Genomic DNA, 22,740 nt, shown 5'->3' with positions numbered 1-22,740 from the left:
CCACCTGATTCATCGGGTGGCCGTTGGCATTAATGGTGGCCCAACGGCGGGTAGGCTTGATAAATGGTTGAGTGAATGGAGACATTTCGGCAAAACTATTGTTTTATAGGAGATGGCCCTGTAAGTTGGCCGTCACGTACACATAAACCTGACCAAAAAACAATGATATCACCTTGGTTATTAATGCTTCTTATCTTCGGTATCAGCATGTTTGTAAGCTGGAGACTGAAAAGTAAGTTTAATGAATATTCGCAGATTGGTTTGAGCAATGGCCTGAGTGGTGCCGAAATCGCACAAAAAATGCTGAACGAAAACGGCATTTACGACGTACGCGTTGTGTCGACGGAAGGTATGCTTACGGATAATTATAACCCGCAGGAAAAAACCGTTAATCTCAGCAATGATGTCTACTACGGACGTAGTGTGGCAGCCGCTGCGGTAGCGGCCCACGAGTGCGGTCACGCCGTGCAGCATCAACTGGCCTATGCTCCGCTGAAATTGCGGTCGGCGCTGGTTCCTGTTCTGTCGGTTTCCTCCCGGTATTTGCAGTGGGTCATTCTGCTTGGTATCGTTATGCTTCAGACAACGCCCGTCCCCTTGGCTATCGGTGTTGGCCTGTTTGCTCTGACAACGATTTTTAGTTTCGTAACCCTTCCTGTCGAGTTCGACGCCAGCCGTCGGGCGCTGGCCTGGATCAAAAACCGGGGCGTTGTGAACGAGCGCGAATATGAGTTCGCTAAAGATGCGCTCTGGTGGGCTGCCATGACCTATGTTGTTGCTGCGTTGGGTTCGCTGGCCACGTTGCTTTATTACGCCAGCCTTCTGAGCGGTGGCCGCCGTAGTGACTAAGTGGCAACGAGTGCTTTATCAAGCTAATTCGAAGCTAACATTGACCAGCAGACAGGCTAGAGCCTGGCCCGGCCAAATCAGCTATTCTTTATGTTGATAGAGTGCCAGTAGAAAAGGGTAATCGAGAGATCGCGTGTCTCTCGATTACCCTTTTTTCGTTTAATAATAACTTGTATGAGTTCAGTTATGGGATCAGCAAGGCCTGATACCCCGACTGCACCATCTCTTGCGTAGGTGCTGACCGATCGATCAGCATACCCGCAACCGCAACGGCTAAGGCAATAACGAGCGCGGGCCAGAAGCCAACGATGGTAAAACTATCGAGAAAACTGTCAATAAGCTTCAGAAGAATGGCCGTTACAACGATCCGGATAATGCCCGTGAGCAGAAAAAAAGTCACTAAGTTGAGAGGAAAGCGAATGATCCAGCCGATAAAAAAATTAAGTAAACCCAGCAGTACAGCGATGAGCAGAGCGGTTCCAAAATTTTTTACGTCGACCTGGGGCATTAGGTAAGCTAGGCCAAAAATTACGGCGGCATCCAGTAATAAGTGTAGTATCAGGTTCATAAAAAGCGATTAGATGGTTTTTCTGAACAACTCATAATCACGGTTGTTGTTCGAAGGACAGCATCACCCTATTGAGCATGTACCGTCTCTGGCTATTTTCTCTTCTCTCTTTATCGGCTTGCGGACAGGGTTCTTCACAACAGAAAACAACCGCTCGAACAACTGACTCATCCAGCGTTTATCAATACGAGCAGGCTACCCGTGACGGCATCGGCAAACGGTACATGGGTCGTGAGATTGCACAGGTTATGGGTCATCTTGGGGCCTCTTGGCTGGAACGGCCAGAACGGGAGCGCGAAGAACGAACCGATCTGTTGCTGAAAGCGCTTGCTTTGAAACCCACCGATGTTGTTGCCGATATTGGAGCAGGAACGGGCTTCTTTTCGTTTTCAATGGCTCCCGAATTACCCAAAGGCCGCGTGCTGGCCGTCGATATTCAGCCCGAAATGATCGACTACCTGAAAGAAGGGAGCGCGAAGCGAAAGGTGACAAACGTCCAGCCCATACTTGGCACAGAATCAGACCCGAAACTACCCGCTAACTCGGTCGATCTGGCCATCCTGATCGACGCCTATCACGAATTTTCGTACCCACGGGAAATGATGGAACACATCGTCGCTTCATTGAAGCCAACCGGACGGGTAGCTCTGGTCGAATACCGCGCCGAGGATCCTACGGTTCCGATCAAAGAACTCCATAAGTTGAGCGTGGAGCAGGCTACCAAAGAAATGAAAGCGGTGGGCTTACGCTTACTCAAAAATGATGGTCGCTTACCCCAGCAGCACATCATGTTTTTCGGCAAATAATTCGTCTGATTCACTCATTCGATCGACATAGAAAGCAGTATTATTGACTTTCCACAAGGTGCAAAGCGTCTCATTACCAGCACGCTATTAATTACTTTTTAAGCTCAGACGTCTAAAAATCTAAGACGGATTTAATCCCAAACGTTCCTTTCCCCACGTCCTTTGTAGCGATAATTAGTGCTACGCAAAGCAAGCGGTTCTATGGGTGGCCATGTACGAACGGCAATGCTGATTTTGGGATCATGGGTATGAAACTTTTACTTATTAACAGTGAAATTAACCAGGCAGACTGGATTCGCCGACGTCTGGAGATCGAGAATAATCAGGTTATGGTTATCCCGGACTGGCAAACGGGTTGGACAATGACCCACCAGTCCCAGTACGATGCTGTGCTGTTGACGATGAACATTGCCGAAAGCAACGAGGCCGATTTGCGCTGGACAGATGAAAGGCGTACTGTACCACTCCTGTTAATTGTTTCTCCCGACACGCCAGATAACAAGGCTTGGTGTCTTGAGTCGGGTGCAGACGACTGCGTCGGTAATTCGGTCGATATTCGGGAGTTAACAGCACGTCTTTACGCGTTGTGCCGACGCAAAAGCGGCCATTTTGCGACACGCTCAGAACTCAGCATTGACGATCTCGACATCAACCTGTCTGAAAGGTCAGTGTACCGCGCGGGCAAGCGTATTTCGTTACTTCCCCGCGAATATTATCTGTTGCTCTTTCTAATGCAAAACCGGGAACGGGTAATCTCAAAGAAAGAGATCCTGGAGAATGTCTGGAAAAGTGCCAATTCAATTCGCCCGAATACCGTTGAAGTGTACATCAATTACCTGCGGAATAAAATCGATCGACAGTCAACGACAAAACTTATTCATACGGTAGTCGGTATGGGCTATGTCATTCGACTCTGATCGAACGGAAGTATCACCGACCTGCCGGTTGAAGAAACTCCTAGAATAAGTACCCGGCGTACGGGGTCGATAGCGCGTTAAAAGGTCTTACCTTTGCCGCATGAATACGACCCTGCATCAGCGTCTGGATACCATTCCATCGCCGTGCTTCATACTCGAAGAAGCCAAACTCCGCCGGAATCTCGAACTCATCGACTCTGTTCAACAGGCAGCCGGTGTTACTATCATTCTTGCCCTGAAAGGCTTCTCCATGTTCAGCGCCTTTCCGCTGGTTCGCGAGTACCTGAGCGGAGCTACGGCCAGTTCGCTCAACGAAATCAAACTCGTCAACGATTACATGGGCGTACAAGCACACGCCTATATTCCGGCCTACCGCGACGATGAATTCGGCGAAGTGGTGGAACGCAGCAGTCACCTGACCTTTAACTCGTGGAATCAATGGGAGCGGTTCAAGGATCGGGCCGTTGGACGTGTTTCGTGCGGCATTCGCGTAAATCCGCAGTACTCGGAGGTCGCAACGGATATGTATAATCCCTGCGTACCCGGCTCACGGTTGGGTGCCACCCGCGATCAGTTGCCCGACCAATTACCCGAAGGGCTGGACGGCATTCATTTTCACACCCTTTGCGAAAACGATTCGTTTACGCTCGAACGCACGCTCAACGCCCTTGAAGACCGATTCGGTAACTTGCTTCATCAGGTGAAGTGGGTAAACTTTGGTGGGGGTCATCTGATGACGCGCGAAGGATATGACACCAGCCACCTGATCGGTTTACTGACAGCGTTCCGTCAGAAATACAATGTCGATGTGATTCTGGAACCCGGCTCGGCCATAGCCTGGCAAACGGGGGTACTTGTCTCGACCGTGCTGGATGTGGTAGATAGTCAGGGAATCCAGGTCGCCATTCTAGACACGTCGTTTGCAGCCCATATGCCCGATACGCTCGAAATGCCCTATAAACCGCGCATCATTGACTCGTATCACGAACCCGTAGCGGGCAAACCGACGTATCGACTGGGCGGTATGACCTGTCTGGCTGGTGATTTTCTGGGTGATTATTCGTTCGACAAACCACTCGACGTTGGCGATAAACTTGTGTTCGACGACATGATCCATTACACGATGGTCAAGACAACCACGTTCAATGGCGTGAACTTGCCAAGCATTGGCGTCTGGAAAGAAAGCGACGAGTTTCAGCTCATACGAACGTACGGCTATGATAGTTTCAAGGATCGGCTGAGCTAGTACGCTACCACTATAAGGAGTAGCGGGTTGGACTGGTCTGGGCCAAGCCGGAGCTTGGCCCAGACAAAAGGCTGGTCAATTTTCCATTCCAAATCAAATCGGTTAAGCACTAGTTTCATGGGCGCAACCAACTACACACTCTACGCTTTTTATAAACAAAAAACCTGTGGACCACGTGGTCTACAGGTTTCTATCAGACAGCTAAAGGTGTACTGCACAAGGCAAGTACGGTAGTAAAACTACGCAACCTTTCCGGGAACGACAACGTAACCGTTCAGTTTATTTCTTTACAAACTCGCGGTGATAAGCCGCTGTGTAGAGTTCTTCCTGAGGCAAACTCTTAAAATAGTCATACGTAATCCGAAGCCCTTCAGCCCGCGATACTTTTGGCTCCCAGTCCAGAATTGCTCTGGCTTTTGTGATGTCAGGCTGACGTTGTTTCGGGTCATCCGTCGGCAAATCTTTTAGCACCAGCTTCTGGGTCGTACCCGTCAGCTTAATGATTTCTTCGCCAAATTCTTTGATCGTAATTTCCGATGGATTGCCAATGTTGACCGGATATGCATAGTCGCTCAGCAGCAACCGGTAAATTCCCTCGACCAGATCATCGACGTAGCAGAACGAACGCGTCTGACTACCATCTCCAAACACGGTCAGGTCTTCGCCACGCAGTGCCTGACCAATGAAGGCCGGCAATACCCGACCGTCGTTCAGGCGCATCCGTGGGCCGTAGGTATTGAAAATCCGAACGATGCGCGTTTCCAAACCATGGTAGGTATGGTAAGCCATCGTGATCGCTTCCTGAAAACGCTTGGCTTCGTCGTAAACGCCACGCGGACCAACCGGGTTTACGTTACCCCAGTATTCTTCCGGTTGTGGGTGAACGGTTGGATCACCGTAAATCTCTGACGTAGACGCGATCAGGACGCGGGCGCCTTTCACCCGAGCCAGACCCAGGCAATTGTGAATACCCAGCGAACCTACTTTCAGAGTTTGAATCGGTATTTTCAGGTAATCGATAGGACTGGCCGGCGAGGCAAAATGCAGGATGTAATCCAGCTCGCCCGGCACATGGATGAATTTGGAGACGTCGTGATGATAGAACTCGAAATTCGGCAGGTGAAACAGGTGTTCGATGTTGCGGATGTCCCCAGTGATCAGGTTGTCCATCGCGATGACGTGGTAGCCTTCCTTAATGAACCGATCACACAAATGCGACCCCAGAAATCCGGCTCCGCCGGTAATTAAAACACGCTTCATTCAGTATAAAGTTTTATAGATTGTGGTTCATAGCTAGTGGTTAGCGACATAGACCTTTTTGCCCGGCCACTTGAAACCACTACGTATGAACCACAGGGTAAACTAGGCTTTTTGTTCGACAGGAGCCAGAACAGCTTCCCGGCCAACGCTAATGTACGTATAATTTAACTCGCGCATCTGATCAAGTTCGTAGACGTTACGACCGTCAAAAATGGTTTTACTCTTCATGAGTAAGTTCATTTTATCGAAATCAGGCGTACGGAACAGTGGCCATTCAGTGATGATGACAAGTGCATCAGCATCGTCCAGGGCCGCGTATTGAGTATGGGCATACGTAACGGAATTGCCAAGCAGAACCCGCACATTGTCCATCGCTTCGGGATCGTAAACCGTCACTTTGGCACCAGCGTCAAGCATTGCCTTTATGTTATCCAGCGCCGGTGCTTCACGGATATCGTCGGTGTAGGGTTTGAACGCCAGACCCCAGACAGCAATCGTTTTACCCGCCAGATCACCGCCAAAATGGTCAAGGATCATAGGGACCAGTTTCGTTTTCTGAGCGTAGTTAACGTCCATCACCGACTGAAGCACCTTGAAATCATAGTTGAAATCCTTGGCCGTCTTCGCCAGTGCCTGTACATCTTTGGGGAAGCAGCTACCACCGTAACCGATGCCCGCAAACAGGAACCGCTTGCCGATACGGCTGTCGGTACCAATGCCACGACGGATATCGTCTACATTAGCGCCCGCCCGCTCGCACAGGTTCGCGATTTCGTTCATGAACGTGATTTTCGTAGCCAGGAATGCATTGGCAGCATACTTGGTCATTTCAGCTGAACGCTCATCCATAAAAATGATCGGATTTCCCTGGCGTACCAGCGGTGCGTAGAGCCGATTCATAACGCCTTTCGCACGCTCTGATTTCGTTCCGATAACAACCCGGTCAGGCTTCATGAAATCTTCAACAGCAACCCCTTCCCGCAGGAACTCGGGATTCGATACGACGTCAAAGTCAACCTTGGCGTTATCGGCAATGTGAGCGTGTACTTTCTCAGCCGTGCCGACCGGAACGGTGCTCTTATCAACAATGACCGCATACTGATTCATGATCGGTCCCAGATCGCTGGCCACTTTCAGAATATATTTCAAATCAGCCGATCCATCTTCACCCGGAGGGGTTGGCAGCGCCAGAAAGATAACCTCCGCCCCTTTGATTCCTTCTTCCAGATTCGTGGTGAACGATAGCCGTCCCTGTTCCACATTCCGATGGAAGAGCACGTCAAGACCAGGCTCGTAAATGGGCATGATGCCATTGTTAAGCTTTTCGACTTTGCGCTCGTCAATGTCAACGCATGTCACCTGATTGCCTGTTTCCGCGAAACACGTTCCCGTAACAAGGCCCACATACCCGGTTCCTACTACTGCCAGTTTCATATAAAAAATGTCGAAGTAAAATTTGCGAACAATTGAGTTGTATTATGTAGAAGCTTCTCGTTGCCCTATTTCACAAAAATAGGAGTTTTTTAATAACTGCCCACACCTGAGTGAGAAATGTGACTGAGTGGTAGGTAATTCCTCGAGCACTAAACGAATTGAGTCAATAGCTAAGTAGCGGGCCTACAAATATACCAATCACAGCTATTCGCAATCATTTGATTTACCAATAAAAATAAAAGTAACAATCGTAACAATAGACTTCGTTTTGTTAGTTAATACTACTTAGGAAAGTCATACCAATAAATCATTGGAGTTTATGCAGAATTTACCGAAATTTCTAATCAATCGCTCTATTGAGTGAGACCCTTATATGATGAACGAAATTGAAGAAAATCAAGAATTAATAGCGCAATCCGTTCGAGATTTGAGCGAACGGCTCATTCGCCCGAACGTACGCCGATGGGACGAGGAGCAGCACTTTCCAGCCGATTTGTTCGGCCAGTTAGGCGATCAGGGGCTAATGGGAATGCTGGTGCCGGCAATTTATGGCGGAACTGGCCTAGGTTATCGTGAATATGTAACCGCAATCGTTGAACTGTCGCGCGTAGACGGTTCTGTAGGCTTATCCATGGCCGCTCATAACTCCTTATGCACGAACCATATTTTATTATTCGGTAGCGAAGAGCAGAAGCAAACCTATTTACCACGGCTGGCCTCCGGCGAATGGATTGGTGCCTGGGGATTGACGGAGCCGAACACAGGCTCCGATGCGGGCAACATGCGCACAACCGCCGTTCGGCAGGGCGATGAGTGGGTGCTGAATGGCGCTAAAAACTTTATTACCCACGGGCGAAGTGGTCACGTAGCGGTAGTTATTGCCCGCACGGGCGAACCCAACAGTCCCCATAATGCAACAGCTTTTGTGGTTGAACGGGGCACTCCGGGTTTTTCGGGCGGTCGTAAAGAAGACAAATTAGGGATGAGGGCCTCTGAAACGACAGAAATGCTGTTTCAGGATTGTCGTATTTCCGACGCACAGCGACTGGGCGCGGTGGGCGATGGCTTTATTCAGTCGTTAAAAGTACTCGATGGGGGGCGCATTTCGATTGCGGCCTTGAGTCTGGGCATTGCCTATGGCGCTTACGATGCAGCGTTAGCCTACGCAAAAGAGCGTGAACAGTTCGGTCAACCGATAGCAACGTTTCAGGGGATCAGCTTTAAACTGGCCGACATGGCTACTGATATCGAAGCCGCCAGACTGCTGACGTATCAGGCCGCCGATCTGAAAGACACGGGAAAATCGGTAACGAAAGAATCGGCGATGGCGAAGCTCTTCGCATCCGAAACGGCTGTTAAGGTAGCGAACGAGGCTGTACAGATTTTTGGAGGATATGGCTACACTAAGGACTTTCCGGTGGAGAAATTTTACCGGGATGCCAAGCTTTGTACCATCGGGGAAGGGACGAGCGAAATTCAGAAATTGGTCATTTCGCGGCAAATCTTAAAATAAAACCGGGATTCATTTGATCTTTTCGCTTCAACGATTTTGTCCTAGTCGCACGCTTCGTTGAAGCGAAAACAAAGTCATTGTAAGTCAAAAATCAAATGAATCCCAGGTCAAAAATTTACACCGCGCTGCTACGACCTTTGATCAGTGCAGCGATACCGAGGATGATAACAGCTCCGACAAAGGCAGTCAGGATCTGGTCTATCATACCACCATCACGGCCAAATATCCAGCCACCTACGAATCCACCGGCAATGCCAAGCAGGATTTCAGCGAACAGCGAAAACGAAAAACGCTTAAATACGAGGTCAGCAAGCCATCCGGCAACCGCACCTACTAAGATTGATACTAAGATTCCCATGATTATTGGTTGTTGAGTAAACGATTTGACATAAAATCATGTACATAACTGCGGCTCCTGTCAGTTTGTTTTACGGATTAATACCAATTACTACCAGCATTCGTCCAGTTTGCCCTTTTTCAGCCCGATACGAGAAATAATCACCGTTGTTCAATACTGTAGAAAAGGGCGACACGCCGACCTGATTCGCCGGAATACCCCAGTCAACAAGCTGCTGCCGATTGGCCGCTTTCAGATTAACACAATCCTTCTGCGTAGCCAAATCGATTTGCCTAAATTCCGGTGCAAACTGTTCTGCCACTTCAGGGCCGACTTCGAATGAGGTCATGTCAATGCAGGTGCCGACATACGCGTAACACTGATTGGCTGTGGTTCCAAACTGCTGTTGCATCGCTTCCAGTGTTTTTCTGACGATCCCTCCCGACGTGCCCCGCCAGCCGGCATGAACGGCAGCAACAGCCTGATTTGCCTTGTCATACACCAAGATTGGCACGCAATCCGCTACGGTCACACCGATCAACAAGCCCGGCGTATCGGTAATCAGTGCGTCGTAGCCATCAAAACGGCCAGCTTCGGTAGCGTATAAAATAGCTGTGCCATGAACCTGATGAGACGACGCGAAATGCTCCTCTCCTGCTTCGACCCCTAGTGCCTGAAAAAACCGGCGCCGGTTTTCAAGTACATTTTCCGGATCGTCGGTGGTGTTTATGCCCAGATTAAGCGAGGTAAACGGTGCCGGACTGATGCCCCCATGCCGGGTACTTTCAGCTGCGATCAACTTGGTGAAGCCCGATAGTATGGCAGGATTTTGATAAAGCGACATTCGAAGTAAGCGATTTCGGAGGTGGTAAGCGGCCTCAAACAGAACAAAATTGCGACCAAAATGCGACCTATCCTACACACCGTATAATCAGTCATCTCTAGTTTCATGCCATTCATCCTGTCCAACAACCATTCCGGTAGTTTGCAATGCATAGTACTATATCCATTATATACCTTTGGTTCACCAATCGGGAATAACCCAACTCGCTTTTACACAAACACGAAAAACATACATACCATGAAAACCTTCCTCCAATCACTCGCCTTAGCCCTTACAGTAAGTATTGTTACTACTGCTACCTCCCTTGCCGAAGCGAAACCAATTGGTCGGCCAAACGGCACGGTCGCCTACAGAGCAGGCATTTACACAACCATGAACGGTAACCTGAGCATTGCTCTTGACAAAGAAACCGGTGGTACAGTTGATGTTCGTCTAAAAAACGCCGAAGGAACCGTGCTGTACAGCCAGCAGGTAAGCAAAAACGAAAGTCAGTACCGTTCCCGTCTGAACTTGAGCGACCTTCCCGATGGTACCTATCAGGTTGAAATCACGAACGGCGTCGAAACGAAGACACACACCATAACGCTGTCAACTCAACAACCCGCAGCGCCAGGTCGGGTACTTGTTCTGAACTAATTTGCACACTTCTTTTTCCAAAAGCCCTAACGGATAGACCGGTTAGGGCTTTTGTGGTATTGGCCAGTCGATCGCTCCCTTTTCGATAGCATTTGTACCCTCAGAACAGCTACATTGCATTGGCAAACAGCCACACTCGGCCTGTAGCGGAAATCTCAATTAGTTGGCCTGTCCGACAACATCGACAGTTGTTTTTTGTTGTATGGTCAAGCAATTTTTGACCGGAACGACATCTCTCAGGTTAATGTAGTGAGCTTTGTGGCGAAGTCATAAGCGTACTAGTTGAGTAGTTACCAGCTCAGTTTGCTGTTTCTCAACCGCATTCCGTATTTACACAAATTAACCAGCTGGCTAGCAGACAGCCCTACTCATTCATGACACCGACTATTCCTCCCATAACGTCGCCTTCGTCCTGGAATGTTAGTGTATCCAACACTGAATTCTGGGCAGATCTGGCTCAAACCGTATTACCTACTTACGTAAATACCTGCCGATGGTTTGCCGGTAAGGCCCGGCAGCAAACCGGCCTTTCAGTACAGACGATTCATACCATTGCCTTGTCCGACGGCGATGTGGCGTACCTTTTGATTCTGGAAGCGACGTACGCTGATGGCATTCCCGAGCATTACCTGTTGCCATTGTCGTTCATCACAGATTCTGTCTCAACAAGTTTTCAGCTGGCCGATGTTCCTGAAAAGGGACGTATTGGTGAGGCCGTGATCGGTCAGGTGTCGGGTGTTTTAATCGACGCTATTTACGACGAGCGGTTTCGGCAGGCGCTGTTCACGAATATCTACAGCAACCAGGTACTGCCGCAATCTGATGGCCAGCTGACATTTCACCGTGGTAAAGGATTAGACGAAGGGGACGATAAACTAAGTTCGCGGGTGCTGCCTGTCGATTCGAGCAACTCGGCCATGACGTTCGGCGAAAAATATTTCTTAAAGCTCTACCGTAAACTTTTCCGTGAAACCAATCCGGAAGTAGACATGGTGGCCTTTCTGACCGACGAAAGCAACTTTAGTCATATACCGGCTTTTGGGGGCAGTATCGTCTGGCAACGAACCCAACCCGATACGTCCGGTTCGTCGGATCATTCCGAGATTACGCTGGGGATGGTGCAGCGGATGGTGGAGAACGACAAAGATTCCTGGATGCAGACGGGCGACTACCTCAACGACTTTCTGTATGCGGTGCCGCAGCGACTGTTTGCCATTCGGGAAGACGTTTTCGATAAGGTCGAGCTGCTGGGTAAACGAACGGGCGAGCTACATTGTGCGCTCTATAAACCTAACCGTCCCGGTGCAGCCGTTAACCCGGACTTTGCGCCCGAATCGTTTACCGATGACTACCGGGAGTTTTTGATCACCCGCTTACAGGACCTGCTCGAACGTCGGTATGCCTTACTGATCGACAACTACACCAAGCTCGATCCACAGGCTCAGCGGCTGGCCTGGGTGTTTATGGAAGCCAGGGAGATGATCGAATCCTTTATCAACGACTTCCGGAACCGATCTATTGACTCATTACGTATCCGTATTCACGGGGATTATCATCTGGGGCAAGTGCTGGCAACAGCCAATGATTTTGTCATCATCGACTTTGAAGGCGAGCCGGAAAGCAGCATTGCTGATCGAAAGATAAAGCACTCACCGCTCAAGGATGTGGCCGGTATGATTCGTTCTTACCACTACGCCGTTTCGGCCAAGCTTTTCAATTCAGCCGAAACGGATGAGCTTGATCCAGACCATTTACAGCGTGTATCCGACCGGTGGTTTTACCTCATCCGCGATACGTTTATGCATGCGTATCTGGATGTTTTCGGTGCGCCCCATCCCCTGTTCAAAAACAACAACGAGATTAACTTTCTGCTGTTGATTTATCTGCTCGAAAAGGCGGTGTATGAACTGGGCTACGAAATCAGCTACCGGCCTTCCTGGGTTAAGATTCCGCTTCGGGGTATAATTGATGTGATCCGGGAGATCGAGAAAATTCGTTTGAGCGACGGGCCTGCTTCGCCGGATATTCCCCTGTTGCAAACGGGTTTGTTACAATCGAAAGCGGTGTAGTTGTAGTAGCCAGACGATCCGCTACTTTTCTCATGGACATCTTCTCCCACAGCGTTGTCATCATCACGGGTGCCGGTTCAGGAATTGGTCGTCAACTGGCGATTCAGGCAGTGGCCAGCGGTGCCAGCGTTATTGCGACAGACATCAACGAAGCAGGTTTGACGGAAACGCGCGAAGCGGCATCGGGCGACATGACAACCGTTCGCCTGGATGTCGCTGATGCTGACGCGATCAAGGCTTTTTCTGAACAAACGATACCAACGCTGAAAAACCGACGCCTGATCCTGATCAACAACGCGGGCGTAGCGCTGGGCAGCGGACCTTTCGCGGAAACTGACCTGACCGACTTCGAGTGGCTGTTGAGCATTAATCTGTGGGGGGTTATTCGGATGACGAAGGCTTTTCTCCCGTATATGCTTGCGCAGGATCGCGCGGGTGGGCCGGCCAGTCATATTGTCAATCTATCCAGCGTGTTCGGCCTGGCGGGGGTTATGCATCAGTCTGCTTATTGCACCGCTAAATTTGGTGTCCGGGGGTTTAGTGACGCCTTGCGAATGGAACTGCTCGACACAGCAATTGGCGTTACCTGTGTTCATCCGGGTGGCATTAAAACCAACATTGCGCTCAACGCCCGCATCGGCAAAAACAGTCCGGTAACCGACGCAATTCACCAACAAAGCGTTACCAGTTTTGAAAAAGTGGCCCGAACTACTTCGGCAGAAGCCGCCCGTCAAATCTGGCAGGGCATCAACAAAAACAAAGCCCGCATTTTGATTGGGGCCGACGCCCGCATGATCGAGCGCCTTACCAGACTGTTCCCCAGTAGCTATGTAAAAATGATGCGCAAACAGATTGTAAACATGTTTACTAACAACGGTAAGGAAATTTTCTAACTTTCCGGTCCTGATCGCGTTCAACAACGTAGCTATACCAGTACTAACCAATGGCAAAACGCAAAACCACGACGTCACCGTCTACACCCGCACCGGCTGAAACCGAACAGCCAGTACAGCCTACCCAAGCCTTAGAAAGCAGCAGTGAACCAACCCAATCGGACGTTCCGGCTACGTATTCTCGCTTTACTGAATTTGATATTTATTTATTCCGGGCTGGAAAACACCAGAAGCTCTACGAAAAATTTGGTTCGCACGTCGTTGACTACAATGGCGTTACCGGCACCTATTTTGCGGTATGGGCTCCTTCGGCCAAGTACGTTTCCGTGATCGGCAATTTCAACGGCTGGGACAAAGGTAGTCAACCGTTGAACGTCCGTTGGGATTCGTCGGGAATCTGGGAAGCGTTCATTCCCAACATCGGCAACGGAGAAACGTACAAGTATTTTATCGTTAATCAGAACGGTCGCGAAGTCGAAAAAGGCGACCCGTATGCTCACCTGTGGGAAGTTCCGCCCAAAACAGCTTCAGTGATCCGGGACACCTACTACGAATGGCAGGATCAGGACTGGATGACCAACCGGAAGGCGAAAAATGCGCTCAATGCGCCTTATTCGGTCTATGAGATGCATCTCGCTTCCTGGCGACGTGACCCTTCTGAACCTGAACGGGAGTTAAGCTACGGCGAGATTGGCGATGCGCTTGTGCCTTACTTACAGGACATGGGCTTCACGCACGTCGAGTTCATGCCCGTTATGCAGTATCCATACGCGCCCTCGTGGGGGTATCAGATCACGGGATATTACGCACCCAGCAGCCGCTTCGGCACACCGCAGGAGTTTATGCGGCTGGTCGAGCGACTGCACCAGGCGGGTATCGGCGTCATTCTGGACTGGGTTCCCTCCCACTTCCCCGGCGATGCACACGGCCTCTACGAATTTGACGGGTCGCACCTCTATGAACACCCCGATCCCCGCAAAGGCTATCACCCCGACTGGAAAAGCTATATTTTCAACTACGGTCGTCCCGAAGTCAGATCGTTTCTGCTCTCCAACGCGCTGTTCTGGCTAGACCGTTGTCACGCCGATGGGCTACGGGTCGATGCGGTCGCGTCGATGCTGTATCTCGACTACTCCCGGAACGCTGGTGAGTGGGAACCAAACGAATTTGGTGGCCGGGAAAATCTGGATGCAATTTCCTTATTCAAAGAAATTAACGAAGCGATCTACGAGAATTTTCCGGACACCCAGACCATTGCGGAAGAATCGACGGCCTTTCCGGGCGTATCGCGGCCCGTTTATACCGGTGGCCTCGGGTTCGGGATGAAGTGGATGATGGGCTGGATGAACGACACGCTCCGGTATTTCGAGCGTGATCCGGCGTTCCGCAAGTTCCATCAGGACAATCTGACGTTCAGTACGGTATACGCCTTCACCGAGAACTTCATGCTGCCCCTTTCGCACGATGAAGTTGTGTACGGCAAACAGTCGCTGGTCGGTAAAATGCCGGGCGATGAATGGCAGCGGTTCGCCAATCTTCGGCTTTTGTTCTCGTATATGTTCACGCACTCCGGTAGCAAGCTGCTGTTTATGGGCGGTGAATTTGGCCAGACGTCGGAGTGGAAATTTGATAGCAGCCTCGACTGGCATTTATTGGATTACGCACCCCACAAAGGCATGGCCGCCTGTGTTAAAGCGCTCAACCACCTGTACAGAAACGAACCGGCTATGTATGAGCGTAGTTATACAGCCGACGGTTTTGAGTGGATCGACACGTCGGATCGCGAAAACAGCATCATCACCTACTGCCGCAACGGGAACAACCCGAGCGATACCTTATTGATCGTGCTCAACATGACGCCGATACCCCGTTCCGACTATCGTATTGGCGTACCAGCAGCAGGTGCATACCATGAAGTTTTCAATAGCGACTCCACCGATTATTATGGGAGTGGCGTAACCAACTCGTCACCTGTCCAGAGCGAAGATGTAAGCTGGCATGGGCGCTCGCAATCGATCAGACTAAACGTACCTCCCCTCGGTGCAACCGTGTTGAAGATCGGCTGAGCGAGCCACTAACTTTATAATTTTATACTGTTTTTTAAGGATTAGTCTGATTTTCAGCCACTGAATAAGGCTACAAAATCAGATTAATCCTTAAATCAGTGTAATCCCGGCTCATACCCTATCTTTGCCGACTCGAACATCCTGATTCGTTTGCATGAAGAAAATCATTGTTGCGCTATTCATTCTGTCCTCCATTCATAGTTTCGCTCAGTCGCCGGTCGCAGCCCGTTTAAGCAGTGGGTTTGATTTGGGAATGGGTTACTCTAAAAACAACTACAATCCCTCTCTCACGTATTACCAGCTCATCAATGTCGGTGAGCGCAAACTATTTTCATTTGGCTGGACGCTGCGTTTAGGCGCTTTTTACGGGGATAATCTAAATTACTATACCGCTCCCGCCCGGCTGACCCGTGGAAAAAGTGGCTTTAACGCGTTGTCTGGTCCACTGATCATCCCAAATATCGATACCGTTCGTCTTGATTACGTAACCATGACCTCCGTAAACGTTGGCGTTCGGGCACAGGTCAATCTAGGCATTGTTGAACTGGGAGCCAGTGCCGACCTTCTAGGCTTTACCTTCGGCAAATCGAGAACAGGCCGTTACCGATCATCGGATGGACAATATACGCTGACGACACCCACAGGCGCCGATTCAACGCTGTATTTTCAGGGAGCAAACACGTTTCAGCGGGTTCGACCCGGCTTTTTTAACGTACGCTTGCTGGGCGATAACAACATCGGCACCCTATCGACAGAGCTATATGCTCGTGTTCGGATCAGTCAGCGCTTTGCGGCCAAGGTTGGCTATCAATGGCTGACAACCGAAATCACCGCGAATAATCGTAACGTTGTTGCTGATAATGACCGTTTCAGGAACCGGGCCGGACTAGCTTATATTGCGATCTCGTTCCCGATCATGTATTGAATCCAGGTAGTGTTGGCGTAATACGGACGCTTGTAACGCGGGTGGAAACCCGCGATAATTGACTGAAAAGTCGCGGATTTTCACCCGCGCTACAAGCATCCGCATGACTTAGCTTAACAGCTATTATTCTTTACCAGCACCAATCGCGGTAGACACGAAATTGACCGGACTAAACTTCTATAGGTTTCAGATCGAAATAGGTTTCGAAAATCGTCGTTCCGATTTCATTCGTACGCGTCTGAAAACTATCAAGATACTGGTGCAAGCCCGTTTTGAAGATGTCGGCCGTTTCGGTAAACTCAATTTCGGCACGCAGTTTAGAAAGCGTTCGCTCCGCCGAGTTGCCAAAGCCATTTGTGATGTGATTGCCCGAAATCTCGTAGAGCGATAATTCAGCCTGCCGAATGCAGTGCGCAACGGCCCGGGGAAACATCTTGTCTAGAATAAGAAACTCGACAATGCTGGATGGTGTCAGCGAACGGTATTGCTGACGGTGCATGTTATAAGCACTCACCGATTTGAGCACAGCCGACCAAATCATCAGATCGAGCGTCGACCCTACGGCTTCCACTTCGGGAAGCAGGGTAAAGTATTTTACATCCAGAAAACGGGATGTTTTGTCGGCACGTTCCAGAAAACGGCCTAATCGGCCAAAATGCCAGGCTTCATTTCGGGTAATCGTCGCGTCGATGATGCCGTAAAAGAGCTGCGTATCGTTGCGAATGTCCGTGAAAAAGTTTTGCGTCTGCACTTCACCCCACTGCTGTTTGGGCGATGTTTCGCGCACGCGCAGGTAGAATTGGTTCAGGTGCTCCCACATTTCCTTCGAGATCACTTCGCGGATTGTCCGGGCATTCTCGCGGGCGTAGCTCAAACATGCAACAATGGAGTTTGGATTACGCTTGTCGAAGGTCATGAACTGAATGACGTTCTCACGCGTCGGTTCTTTGTAGAACTTGGCAAACAGCGTGTTATCGGCCGTAGCGATGAGCAGCGGTTCCCATTGCTGATTCACGTTAGGCGGCAAATCAAGGGCCAGATTGAAATTAACGCTCATAAAACGGGCATAGTTTTCGGCCCGTTCGATGTAGCGATGCATCCAGTAAACAGAGTTAGCAACGCGGCTCAGCATAAGTAAAAGAATTGGGTTATCACGGAGGGTGACCAACAAAAATAGAACTTCATCACTGTTTTACAAGCCTATACGCACCAGTCTGCTTTTTTTGCAAAGAAATTGCGGTAAAATTGAGTAACTTATAACCGGCTATTTCCTTTGCTTAACACGATGTATAAACTTTATTCGCTGCTCACCTTTGGCTTACTGGTCAGCACAGCACTGATGGCTACTGCCAACCCCGGAAAACCCAGTTCCAAGTTTTACGAGGTCAGAATTTACCACCCGACACCCGGCAAATACGCCGAAATCGTTGATCGCTTTCGTCAGTACACGACAAAGATTTTCGAGAAACACGGTATGGAAAATATCGGCTACTGGACGCCGACCGACACTTCCCGCAAAGAATTGATCTACATTCTGGCTTACCCCAGCCGTGAAGCCCGCGATGCGTCCTGGAAAGCCTTCGGCAGCGATCCGGAATGGAAAGCCGTTGTGGCGAAGACCGAAGCGAATGGTAAGCTGGTCGATCATGTTGATCAGATTTTCATGACCGAATCAGACATTTCGCCCAAGGTAAAAACCGGTACAAAATCGCCGGAACGGACGTTCGAACTGCGGACCTACACGCCAGCGCCCGGCAAGTTGGATGCTCTGCTTTCACGCTTCCGCGACCATACGATAAAGCTGTTCAGCAAACACGGTATGACGCATATCGGCTACTGGGTTACGCAGGAGAAAGAGGGTGGTCAGCCTAAGCTGGTCTATATTCTGGCGCACCCCAGCGAAGCCGAAGGTAAAGCGCACTTCGATGAATTCCGTAAAGATCCAAACTGGGTGAAGGTGAAAGAAGCGTCGGAAAAAGATGGTTCCCTGACGACAAAGGTTGAATCCGTCTACATGAACCCAACGGATTATTCACCGATTAAATAAAACTGAACCTTGATTTATGGATTTGACGGACCGACCATGATTTTGTTTTTGCTTTCGAAGAAAGCTACTAATAAATAAATCACAGTCGGTCCGTCAAATCCCATAAACCATAGTTCGGATTTCAGCAAAAAAGTACGATCGACGTTCGACATCAACATCGTCATAGGTGTAAATGGTACGGTGCCGATTTTTAAGATAATACCTAATCAAGACAAAATCGCCGATGCAACCCGCTGTGTGAATCAGCAGTAAGACGATAAAGGAAACCGCATAAAACGGCCAGAGAATAAGTCCGACCACGCCCATCGTGGTAATTACCAGAAAAGGCATGACCGCTACGAAAGCGACCTCACCCATCGTAGCCGGAAACAATTGACTGTAGGCATACACCATCCCGTTTTTCAGTGATCCTCCGTAGCGTACCGTGGGGGCGCCAACGCGCTTGAATGCCAGTCCGTGAATGAACTCATGAAGCGGCAACACGAGGAAAAACGCGACGCCCCCCACCCCAATCTGCCCTACAATGCTCAGCCCTTTTACTAGCCAGTTAGCTGATGAAGCACTGATCAAATAGCCCACCAGGCCGCCAAGAAATCCAATACCGATCAGGGCAAGCCAGCTTTTCCAGGTACGCTTCCGAGGCTGCTGGGCGGAGGTAGGCTTCATGCCTAATTCGCGGAGCAGAAACTGATTCATTTCGTCAATTGAAAAGGACTCAATCAACTCATAGTGACCAGACTGATGGAGTTGCTCAACCGTGGGACGCAGTATAGGCATTGGCTTACTTTTCGTAACAAAGCGGCATTGAGGGGGTTGACTGAACAAAACTACAACGTTATGAAATCGATTGATAATTTGTTTAGCTTACTTGATCAATCTCCATCATCGGCCGTATCGCGTCAGCAATTTCTGAAAACGGCCAGCCGTGGACTGGTCGTTGGTGCTGTAGGAAGTTCACTTATTGGATGCGACAAGAAACCGGAAACAACAGCATCAGCACCCGAAGTAGCCAGTACGCCCAGCGGCCCGGTTCCGAAACTGCCGGCCCTTTCTCCACCTGCCGAAGTACCCGCCGATTCGACCAAGCCAATTGAACTAGAACAAATTAAGGCGAAAACAGAACAGCAGGAAGCACCGACTCCAACGCCATTGTCACCCGATCAGCGCGTTGGCTATGCGCTGGTGGGTTTGGGTCACTTGACGCTCGACGAAATTTTACCGGCGTTGAGTATGAGCAAAAAATCCAAAGTTGTCGCACTCGTGAGCGGTAGTCCCGAGAAAATGCAGAAAGTGGCGGCTCAGTATGGCGTAAAGAAGGAGAGCTGCTACAGCTACGCGGACTACGACAAATTACGCGACAACAAGGAGGTACAGGTCATTTATATCGTGCTGCCCAACGGAATGCACGCCGAATACACGATCCGGGGAGCACAGGCAGGTAAGCATATTCTCTGCGAAAAGCCGATGGCCAACACGGTTCAGGAATGCCAGGCCATGATCGATGCCTGCAAAAAAGCGGACCGTAAACTAATGATCGCGTACCGGATTCAATACGAACCCCACAATCGGATGGTACGCGAGATGATCAAGGAAGAGAAGTTCGGAAAAGTGAAGTCGATTATGGCCAACAACGGTCAAAACTCCGATAATCCGAAACACTGGCGGTTTAATAAGGCACTGGCTGGCGGGGGTTCGCTACCCGACGTTGGCTTATATTGCCTGAATACAATCCGATATATTTTGGGTGAAGAGCCTAACGAAGTGGTTGGTTACGTACATAGCACGCCCGGTGATCCTCGTTTCAAGGAAGTAGAAGAGCAAGTCAACTGGCTCATGAAATTTCCGAGTGGCGTTCAAACCAGCTGCGCGACCAGCTACGGCCACCACGACGATAAGAACTACAAGGTGCTGGCCGATACCGGCTGGATCAAAATGGACCCGGCTTTTCCCTACAAAGGCTTACAACTGGAAACCAGTCAGGCACAAGGCAAAGAAAATCAGGTTATTCAGCACAAAATCGGCGAAATAAACCACTTTGCCAGCGAAATGGACCACTTTTCGGAATGTGTTCTGGAAAATAAAGCCCCGTTTACGCCAGGCGAAGAAGGGCTTCAGGATCAGAAAATTATGGAGGCTATCTATCAGTCAGCAAGGGAAGGGCGTCCGGTGAAACTCGCTACGATTGAGAAAAAAGATGCGTTCCGGGGCCCTGAGCCAAAGCAAGCCTAGCCGTATGCGTTGACTCTGTCCGGGTCGATTCCAGGGTTATCAAATAAGCGTTTGTGTAAAGCGAACATCCTGATAATCCTGGAATCGGCGAAATCCTGGTTTAGAACGCCACAAACTCCACCCGGCGATTTTTCCGGCGATTGTCTTCGTTGTTGTTTGGTGCCACGGGGTCGAGCGGTCCACGACCGATGGCTTTCAGGCGACTTTTGTGAACTCCTTTAGCAATCAAATACTCAATAACGGCCTGGCAACGGTCGCGGGATAGTTTCGTATTCAGATCGAAATCCCCCTGGTTGTCGGTATACCCTCGTATTTCGATACGTAGTGATGGACTTTGGACTAAAACGCCGACAAGCTGGTCAAGTTCAGCGTAAGAGGCTGGTCGCAGAACCGGGCTGCTCTGATCAAAATAGATCTTGTTGAGCCGAATCGTTTTTCCCTTTTCAATAACGCCAAACGGTTTTGTCGCCACCGACCGGGCAATCGTTTCAGACACAGCGGCTGATTTGGTATCGACAACAGCTGGTTTGGCAATTAGCGTCACCAACATATCATTCTGTTCTTTTTCCAAGAGTAAAGACCGCGAAAAGTTTTCGTATCCTGCCGCGGTAGCCATCAATTGGTATGTACCCCTACCGGGTACATCGGCGGTAGATAGCCCCGTTGCCGGATCAGTTTTAAGCGGAACAGTAGGTGTACCGTTTTTGCCGGTCAGTGTCATTTGGACAGCTGAAATCGACTTACCCGTCTGATTATCGACCACGCGAACGGTCAGGCCAAGCATCAGTTTATCCAGTTGAGTATCCAGCTCATATAGTTTCCCCGATGGCGGCACATCAATTGTAAGATGGCGCGTTACGGAGGTGTAGCCAGCGGCACTGATCTGAATAGCAAGCTCATCGGGTACGGCAAACATTTGCTCAAGCCGACCCGAAGGCAGATCAAATCGTTCCGACTTTCCCGTAATTCGTGAGGTAATAACGACTACCGCCGATGTGAGAGGCTGCCTGATCGTCATTGAAAATACCTTGATGGTCAAGACGCTAGGTTTCAGCCTTAGCAGTTTCAGGGTAATCTGGCGCGGAGCGTTCAGGCTAGAAAGGTGGGCTCGGGTAGACACGTAACCAGGGGCCGCTGCCAAAAAATCCAATGCTGTACCGGCAGCCACCGAAAGAGTAAACCGTTGGTCTAAACTATCGATTACAGGCGTAAGCATCTGTTGACTTTGCGCATCGGTTATAGTCAACTTTCCGGCAGACACCGGCTCATTCGTCTCTGAGTCAACGAGTCGGATCGTTACCGTTAACAGTGCTGAAGTAGCGGTTTTTTGTCCAGAATCGTACTGCCCGTAGCTATCGCTACTGAATAAGACCAGCCCTAGCATCAGCCAATTCAGCCATCGGTATCTAAACCGTATCGTCATCATCTACTGTTTATCGACTCAGCTGCAAATCGACACTAACCACCTGATTACCAAGACAAACTAATGGTGAGCCGTAGTCGAAACGGGTGGGTTAATCATAATATGCGCCCGGTGCGTACCGGGGTCCATAATCCAGGGCATACCGGGTGCCTCTGGTTTTGTGGGCAACCCCGTGCTTTCGGCAGTAGCGTAGGGAATATAAACGACGTAGCGCAGATAACCGTCTTTTACATCACCCGTAGCCGCATTGTAGTCTTCCTCCTTGGCCGTGTAAGAGAACAACGACGAGGGATTAGTCGGCATCAGCAACTTTTTGCTCTTGACTTCCTGCTCGCGCATAGCCAGAATTTCGGCAGGTTTTTTACCCTCTTTTTTCAGGATTCGGCCTCGCTCCATGAAGGGATCAAGATCACGGTGATAGCACGACACGTTCAACCCTTTCTGGGCCGGATCATCGGCCAGGCAAACCAGCTCATTAGTCCCCTTCCGAAGCACGACAAACTCATTTTTGGGTGAATAACCGTAAACAGTTGCGCCATCCCGTTTATCGGTTGGGGCAGCGAGTACAGCGGTTTTAATCTGCACCTCGGGCGATGGCACAACGGGAGTTTGCGCGAATACCACCGCGGTCAGACTGTAGGACGCAAGGAAAAGAGCGGCAATTTTCATACGTTATTG

The 22,740-nt window shown here is 49.9% G+C and carries 21 protein-coding genes; 12 read left to right on the top strand and 9 right to left on the bottom strand.

From position 1 onward, the window contains the following. Positions 1–183 precede the first annotated feature (183 nt). The gene (locus GK091_RS04065; protein WP_164035332.1) at positions 184–849 is read left to right on the top strand and encodes a zinc metallopeptidase; all 666 of its coding nucleotides are present in this window, start codon (positions 184–186) and stop codon (positions 847–849) included. A 184-nt stretch (positions 850–1,033) separates the two neighbouring features. On the opposite strand, the gene GK091_RS04060 is transcribed toward GK091_RS04065, so the two are convergent. Continuing rightward, the gene (locus GK091_RS04060) at positions 1,034–1,417 is read right to left on the bottom strand and encodes a phage holin family protein (RefSeq protein WP_164035331.1); all 384 of its coding nucleotides are present in this window, start codon (positions 1,415–1,417) and stop codon (positions 1,034–1,036) included. Between the two features lie 77 nt (positions 1,418–1,494). Between GK091_RS04060 and GK091_RS04055 the strand changes: the two genes are divergently transcribed. The 3 genes from GK091_RS04055 to nspC all read left to right on the top strand — a co-directional run bounded on the left by GK091_RS04055 (position 1,495) and on the right by nspC (position 4,386). Beyond that, positions 1,495–2,223: a class I SAM-dependent methyltransferase gene (locus tag GK091_RS04055; RefSeq protein WP_164035330.1), complete on the top strand. Its 729-nt coding sequence runs from the start codon at positions 1,495–1,497 to the stop codon at positions 2,221–2,223. A 248-nt stretch (positions 2,224–2,471) separates the two neighbouring features. After that, complete coding sequence (locus GK091_RS04050) at positions 2,472–3,140, top strand: response regulator transcription factor (RefSeq protein ID WP_164035329.1); 669 nt, start codon at positions 2,472–2,474, stop codon at positions 3,138–3,140. A 100-nt stretch (positions 3,141–3,240) separates the two neighbouring features. Beyond that, on the top strand, positions 3,241–4,386 hold the full coding sequence (gene nspC, locus GK091_RS04045; RefSeq protein ID WP_164035328.1) for a carboxynorspermidine decarboxylase: 1,146 nt from the start codon (positions 3,241–3,243) through the stop codon (positions 4,384–4,386). A gap of 279 nt (positions 4,387–4,665) precedes the next feature. On the opposite strand, the gene GK091_RS04040 is transcribed toward nspC, so the two are convergent. After that, positions 4,666–5,646 carry a UDP-glucuronic acid decarboxylase family protein gene (locus GK091_RS04040; RefSeq protein WP_164035327.1) on the bottom strand — a complete coding sequence of 327 codons (981 nt, stop codon included), beginning with the start codon at positions 5,644–5,646 and terminating at the stop codon, positions 4,666–4,668. A gap of 102 nt (positions 5,647–5,748) precedes the next feature. After that, positions 5,749–7,080 carry a UDP-glucose dehydrogenase family protein gene (locus GK091_RS04035; protein ID WP_164035326.1) on the bottom strand — a complete coding sequence of 444 codons (1,332 nt, stop codon included), beginning with the start codon at positions 7,078–7,080 and terminating at the stop codon, positions 5,749–5,751. A 373-nt stretch (positions 7,081–7,453) separates the two neighbouring features. On the opposite strand from GK091_RS04035, the gene GK091_RS04030 reads away from it, so the two are divergent. After that, positions 7,454–8,593 (top strand): acyl-CoA dehydrogenase family protein, encoded by a 1,140-nt coding sequence (locus GK091_RS04030; protein WP_164035325.1) that lies wholly within the window; start codon positions 7,454–7,456, stop codon positions 8,591–8,593. Positions 8,594–8,708: 115 nt separating this feature from the next. Here the strand turns inward: GK091_RS04030 and GK091_RS04025 are convergent, their stop codons facing one another. Both GK091_RS04025 and pgeF read right to left on the bottom strand, forming a co-directional pair. Next, positions 8,709–8,951 (bottom strand): GlsB/YeaQ/YmgE family stress response membrane protein, encoded by a 243-nt coding sequence (locus GK091_RS04025; RefSeq protein WP_164035324.1) that lies wholly within the window; start codon positions 8,949–8,951, stop codon positions 8,709–8,711. A gap of 70 nt (positions 8,952–9,021) precedes the next feature. Then, positions 9,022–9,774, bottom strand: coding sequence for a peptidoglycan editing factor PgeF (gene pgeF / locus GK091_RS04020; RefSeq protein ID WP_164035323.1), 753 nt, complete (start codon positions 9,772–9,774; stop codon positions 9,022–9,024). 237 nt (positions 9,775–10,011) lie between these two features. On the opposite strand from pgeF, the gene GK091_RS04015 reads away from it, so the two are divergent. From GK091_RS04015 to GK091_RS03995, 5 genes are all read left to right on the top strand, one after another. Continuing rightward, a complete protein-coding gene (locus tag GK091_RS04015) occupies positions 10,012–10,410 on the top strand; it encodes a T9SS type A sorting domain-containing protein (RefSeq protein ID WP_164035322.1) in 399 nt (132 codons plus the stop codon). Positions 10,411–10,784: 374 nt separating this feature from the next. Beyond that, positions 10,785–12,479, top strand: a complete 1,695-nt coding sequence (locus GK091_RS04010; protein WP_164035321.1) for a putative maltokinase — start codon at positions 10,785–10,787, stop codon at positions 12,477–12,479. A 32-nt stretch (positions 12,480–12,511) separates the two neighbouring features. Then, positions 12,512–13,372: an SDR family NAD(P)-dependent oxidoreductase gene (locus GK091_RS04005; protein ID WP_164035320.1), complete on the top strand. Its 861-nt coding sequence runs from the start codon at positions 12,512–12,514 to the stop codon at positions 13,370–13,372. A gap of 50 nt (positions 13,373–13,422) precedes the next feature. After that, on the top strand, positions 13,423–15,438 hold the full coding sequence (gene glgB, locus GK091_RS04000) for a 1,4-alpha-glucan branching protein GlgB (RefSeq protein WP_164035319.1): 2,016 nt from the start codon (positions 13,423–13,425) through the stop codon (positions 15,436–15,438). Positions 15,439–15,592: 154 nt separating this feature from the next. Beyond that, positions 15,593–16,363, top strand: a complete 771-nt coding sequence (locus tag GK091_RS03995; RefSeq protein WP_164035318.1) for a hypothetical protein — start codon at positions 15,593–15,595, stop codon at positions 16,361–16,363. A 169-nt stretch (positions 16,364–16,532) separates the two neighbouring features. Here the strand turns inward: GK091_RS03995 and GK091_RS03990 are convergent, their stop codons facing one another. Further along, positions 16,533–17,495 (bottom strand): alpha-E domain-containing protein, encoded by a 963-nt coding sequence (locus tag GK091_RS03990; RefSeq protein ID WP_164035317.1) that lies wholly within the window; start codon positions 17,493–17,495, stop codon positions 16,533–16,535. Between the two features lie 153 nt (positions 17,496–17,648). Between GK091_RS03990 and GK091_RS03985 the strand changes: the two genes are divergently transcribed. Beyond that, positions 17,649–18,410: an NIPSNAP family protein gene (locus GK091_RS03985; RefSeq protein WP_164035316.1), complete on the top strand. Its 762-nt coding sequence runs from the start codon at positions 17,649–17,651 to the stop codon at positions 18,408–18,410. Between the two features lie 93 nt (positions 18,411–18,503). Here GK091_RS03985 and GK091_RS03980 read toward each other — a convergent pair whose 3' ends face one another. Further along, positions 18,504–19,187, bottom strand: coding sequence for a DUF3267 domain-containing protein (locus GK091_RS03980; RefSeq protein ID WP_164035315.1), 684 nt, complete (start codon positions 19,185–19,187; stop codon positions 18,504–18,506). A gap of 60 nt (positions 19,188–19,247) precedes the next feature. Between GK091_RS03980 and GK091_RS03975 the strand changes: the two genes are divergently transcribed. Continuing rightward, positions 19,248–20,639 (top strand): Gfo/Idh/MocA family protein, encoded by a 1,392-nt coding sequence (locus GK091_RS03975; protein WP_164035314.1) that lies wholly within the window; start codon positions 19,248–19,250, stop codon positions 20,637–20,639. Positions 20,640–20,739: 100 nt separating this feature from the next. On the opposite strand, the gene GK091_RS03970 is transcribed toward GK091_RS03975, so the two are convergent. Both GK091_RS03970 and GK091_RS03965 read right to left on the bottom strand, forming a co-directional pair. Then, complete coding sequence (locus tag GK091_RS03970) at positions 20,740–22,023, bottom strand: OmpA family protein (protein WP_164035313.1); 1,284 nt, start codon at positions 22,021–22,023, stop codon at positions 20,740–20,742. A 99-nt stretch (positions 22,024–22,122) separates the two neighbouring features. After that, positions 22,123–22,731 carry a hypothetical protein gene (locus GK091_RS03965; protein ID WP_164035312.1) on the bottom strand — a complete coding sequence of 203 codons (609 nt, stop codon included), beginning with the start codon at positions 22,729–22,731 and terminating at the stop codon, positions 22,123–22,125. Positions 22,732–22,740: the final 9 nt, after the last annotated feature.

This window comes from Spirosoma agri (genome assembly GCF_010747415.1).
GTDB classification, from domain to species: domain Bacteria; phylum Bacteroidota; class Bacteroidia; order Cytophagales; family Spirosomataceae; genus Spirosoma; species Spirosoma agri.
Note: the sequence above shows the minus strand (reverse complement) of the source record. Positions and strands in the feature narration are given on the sequence as shown.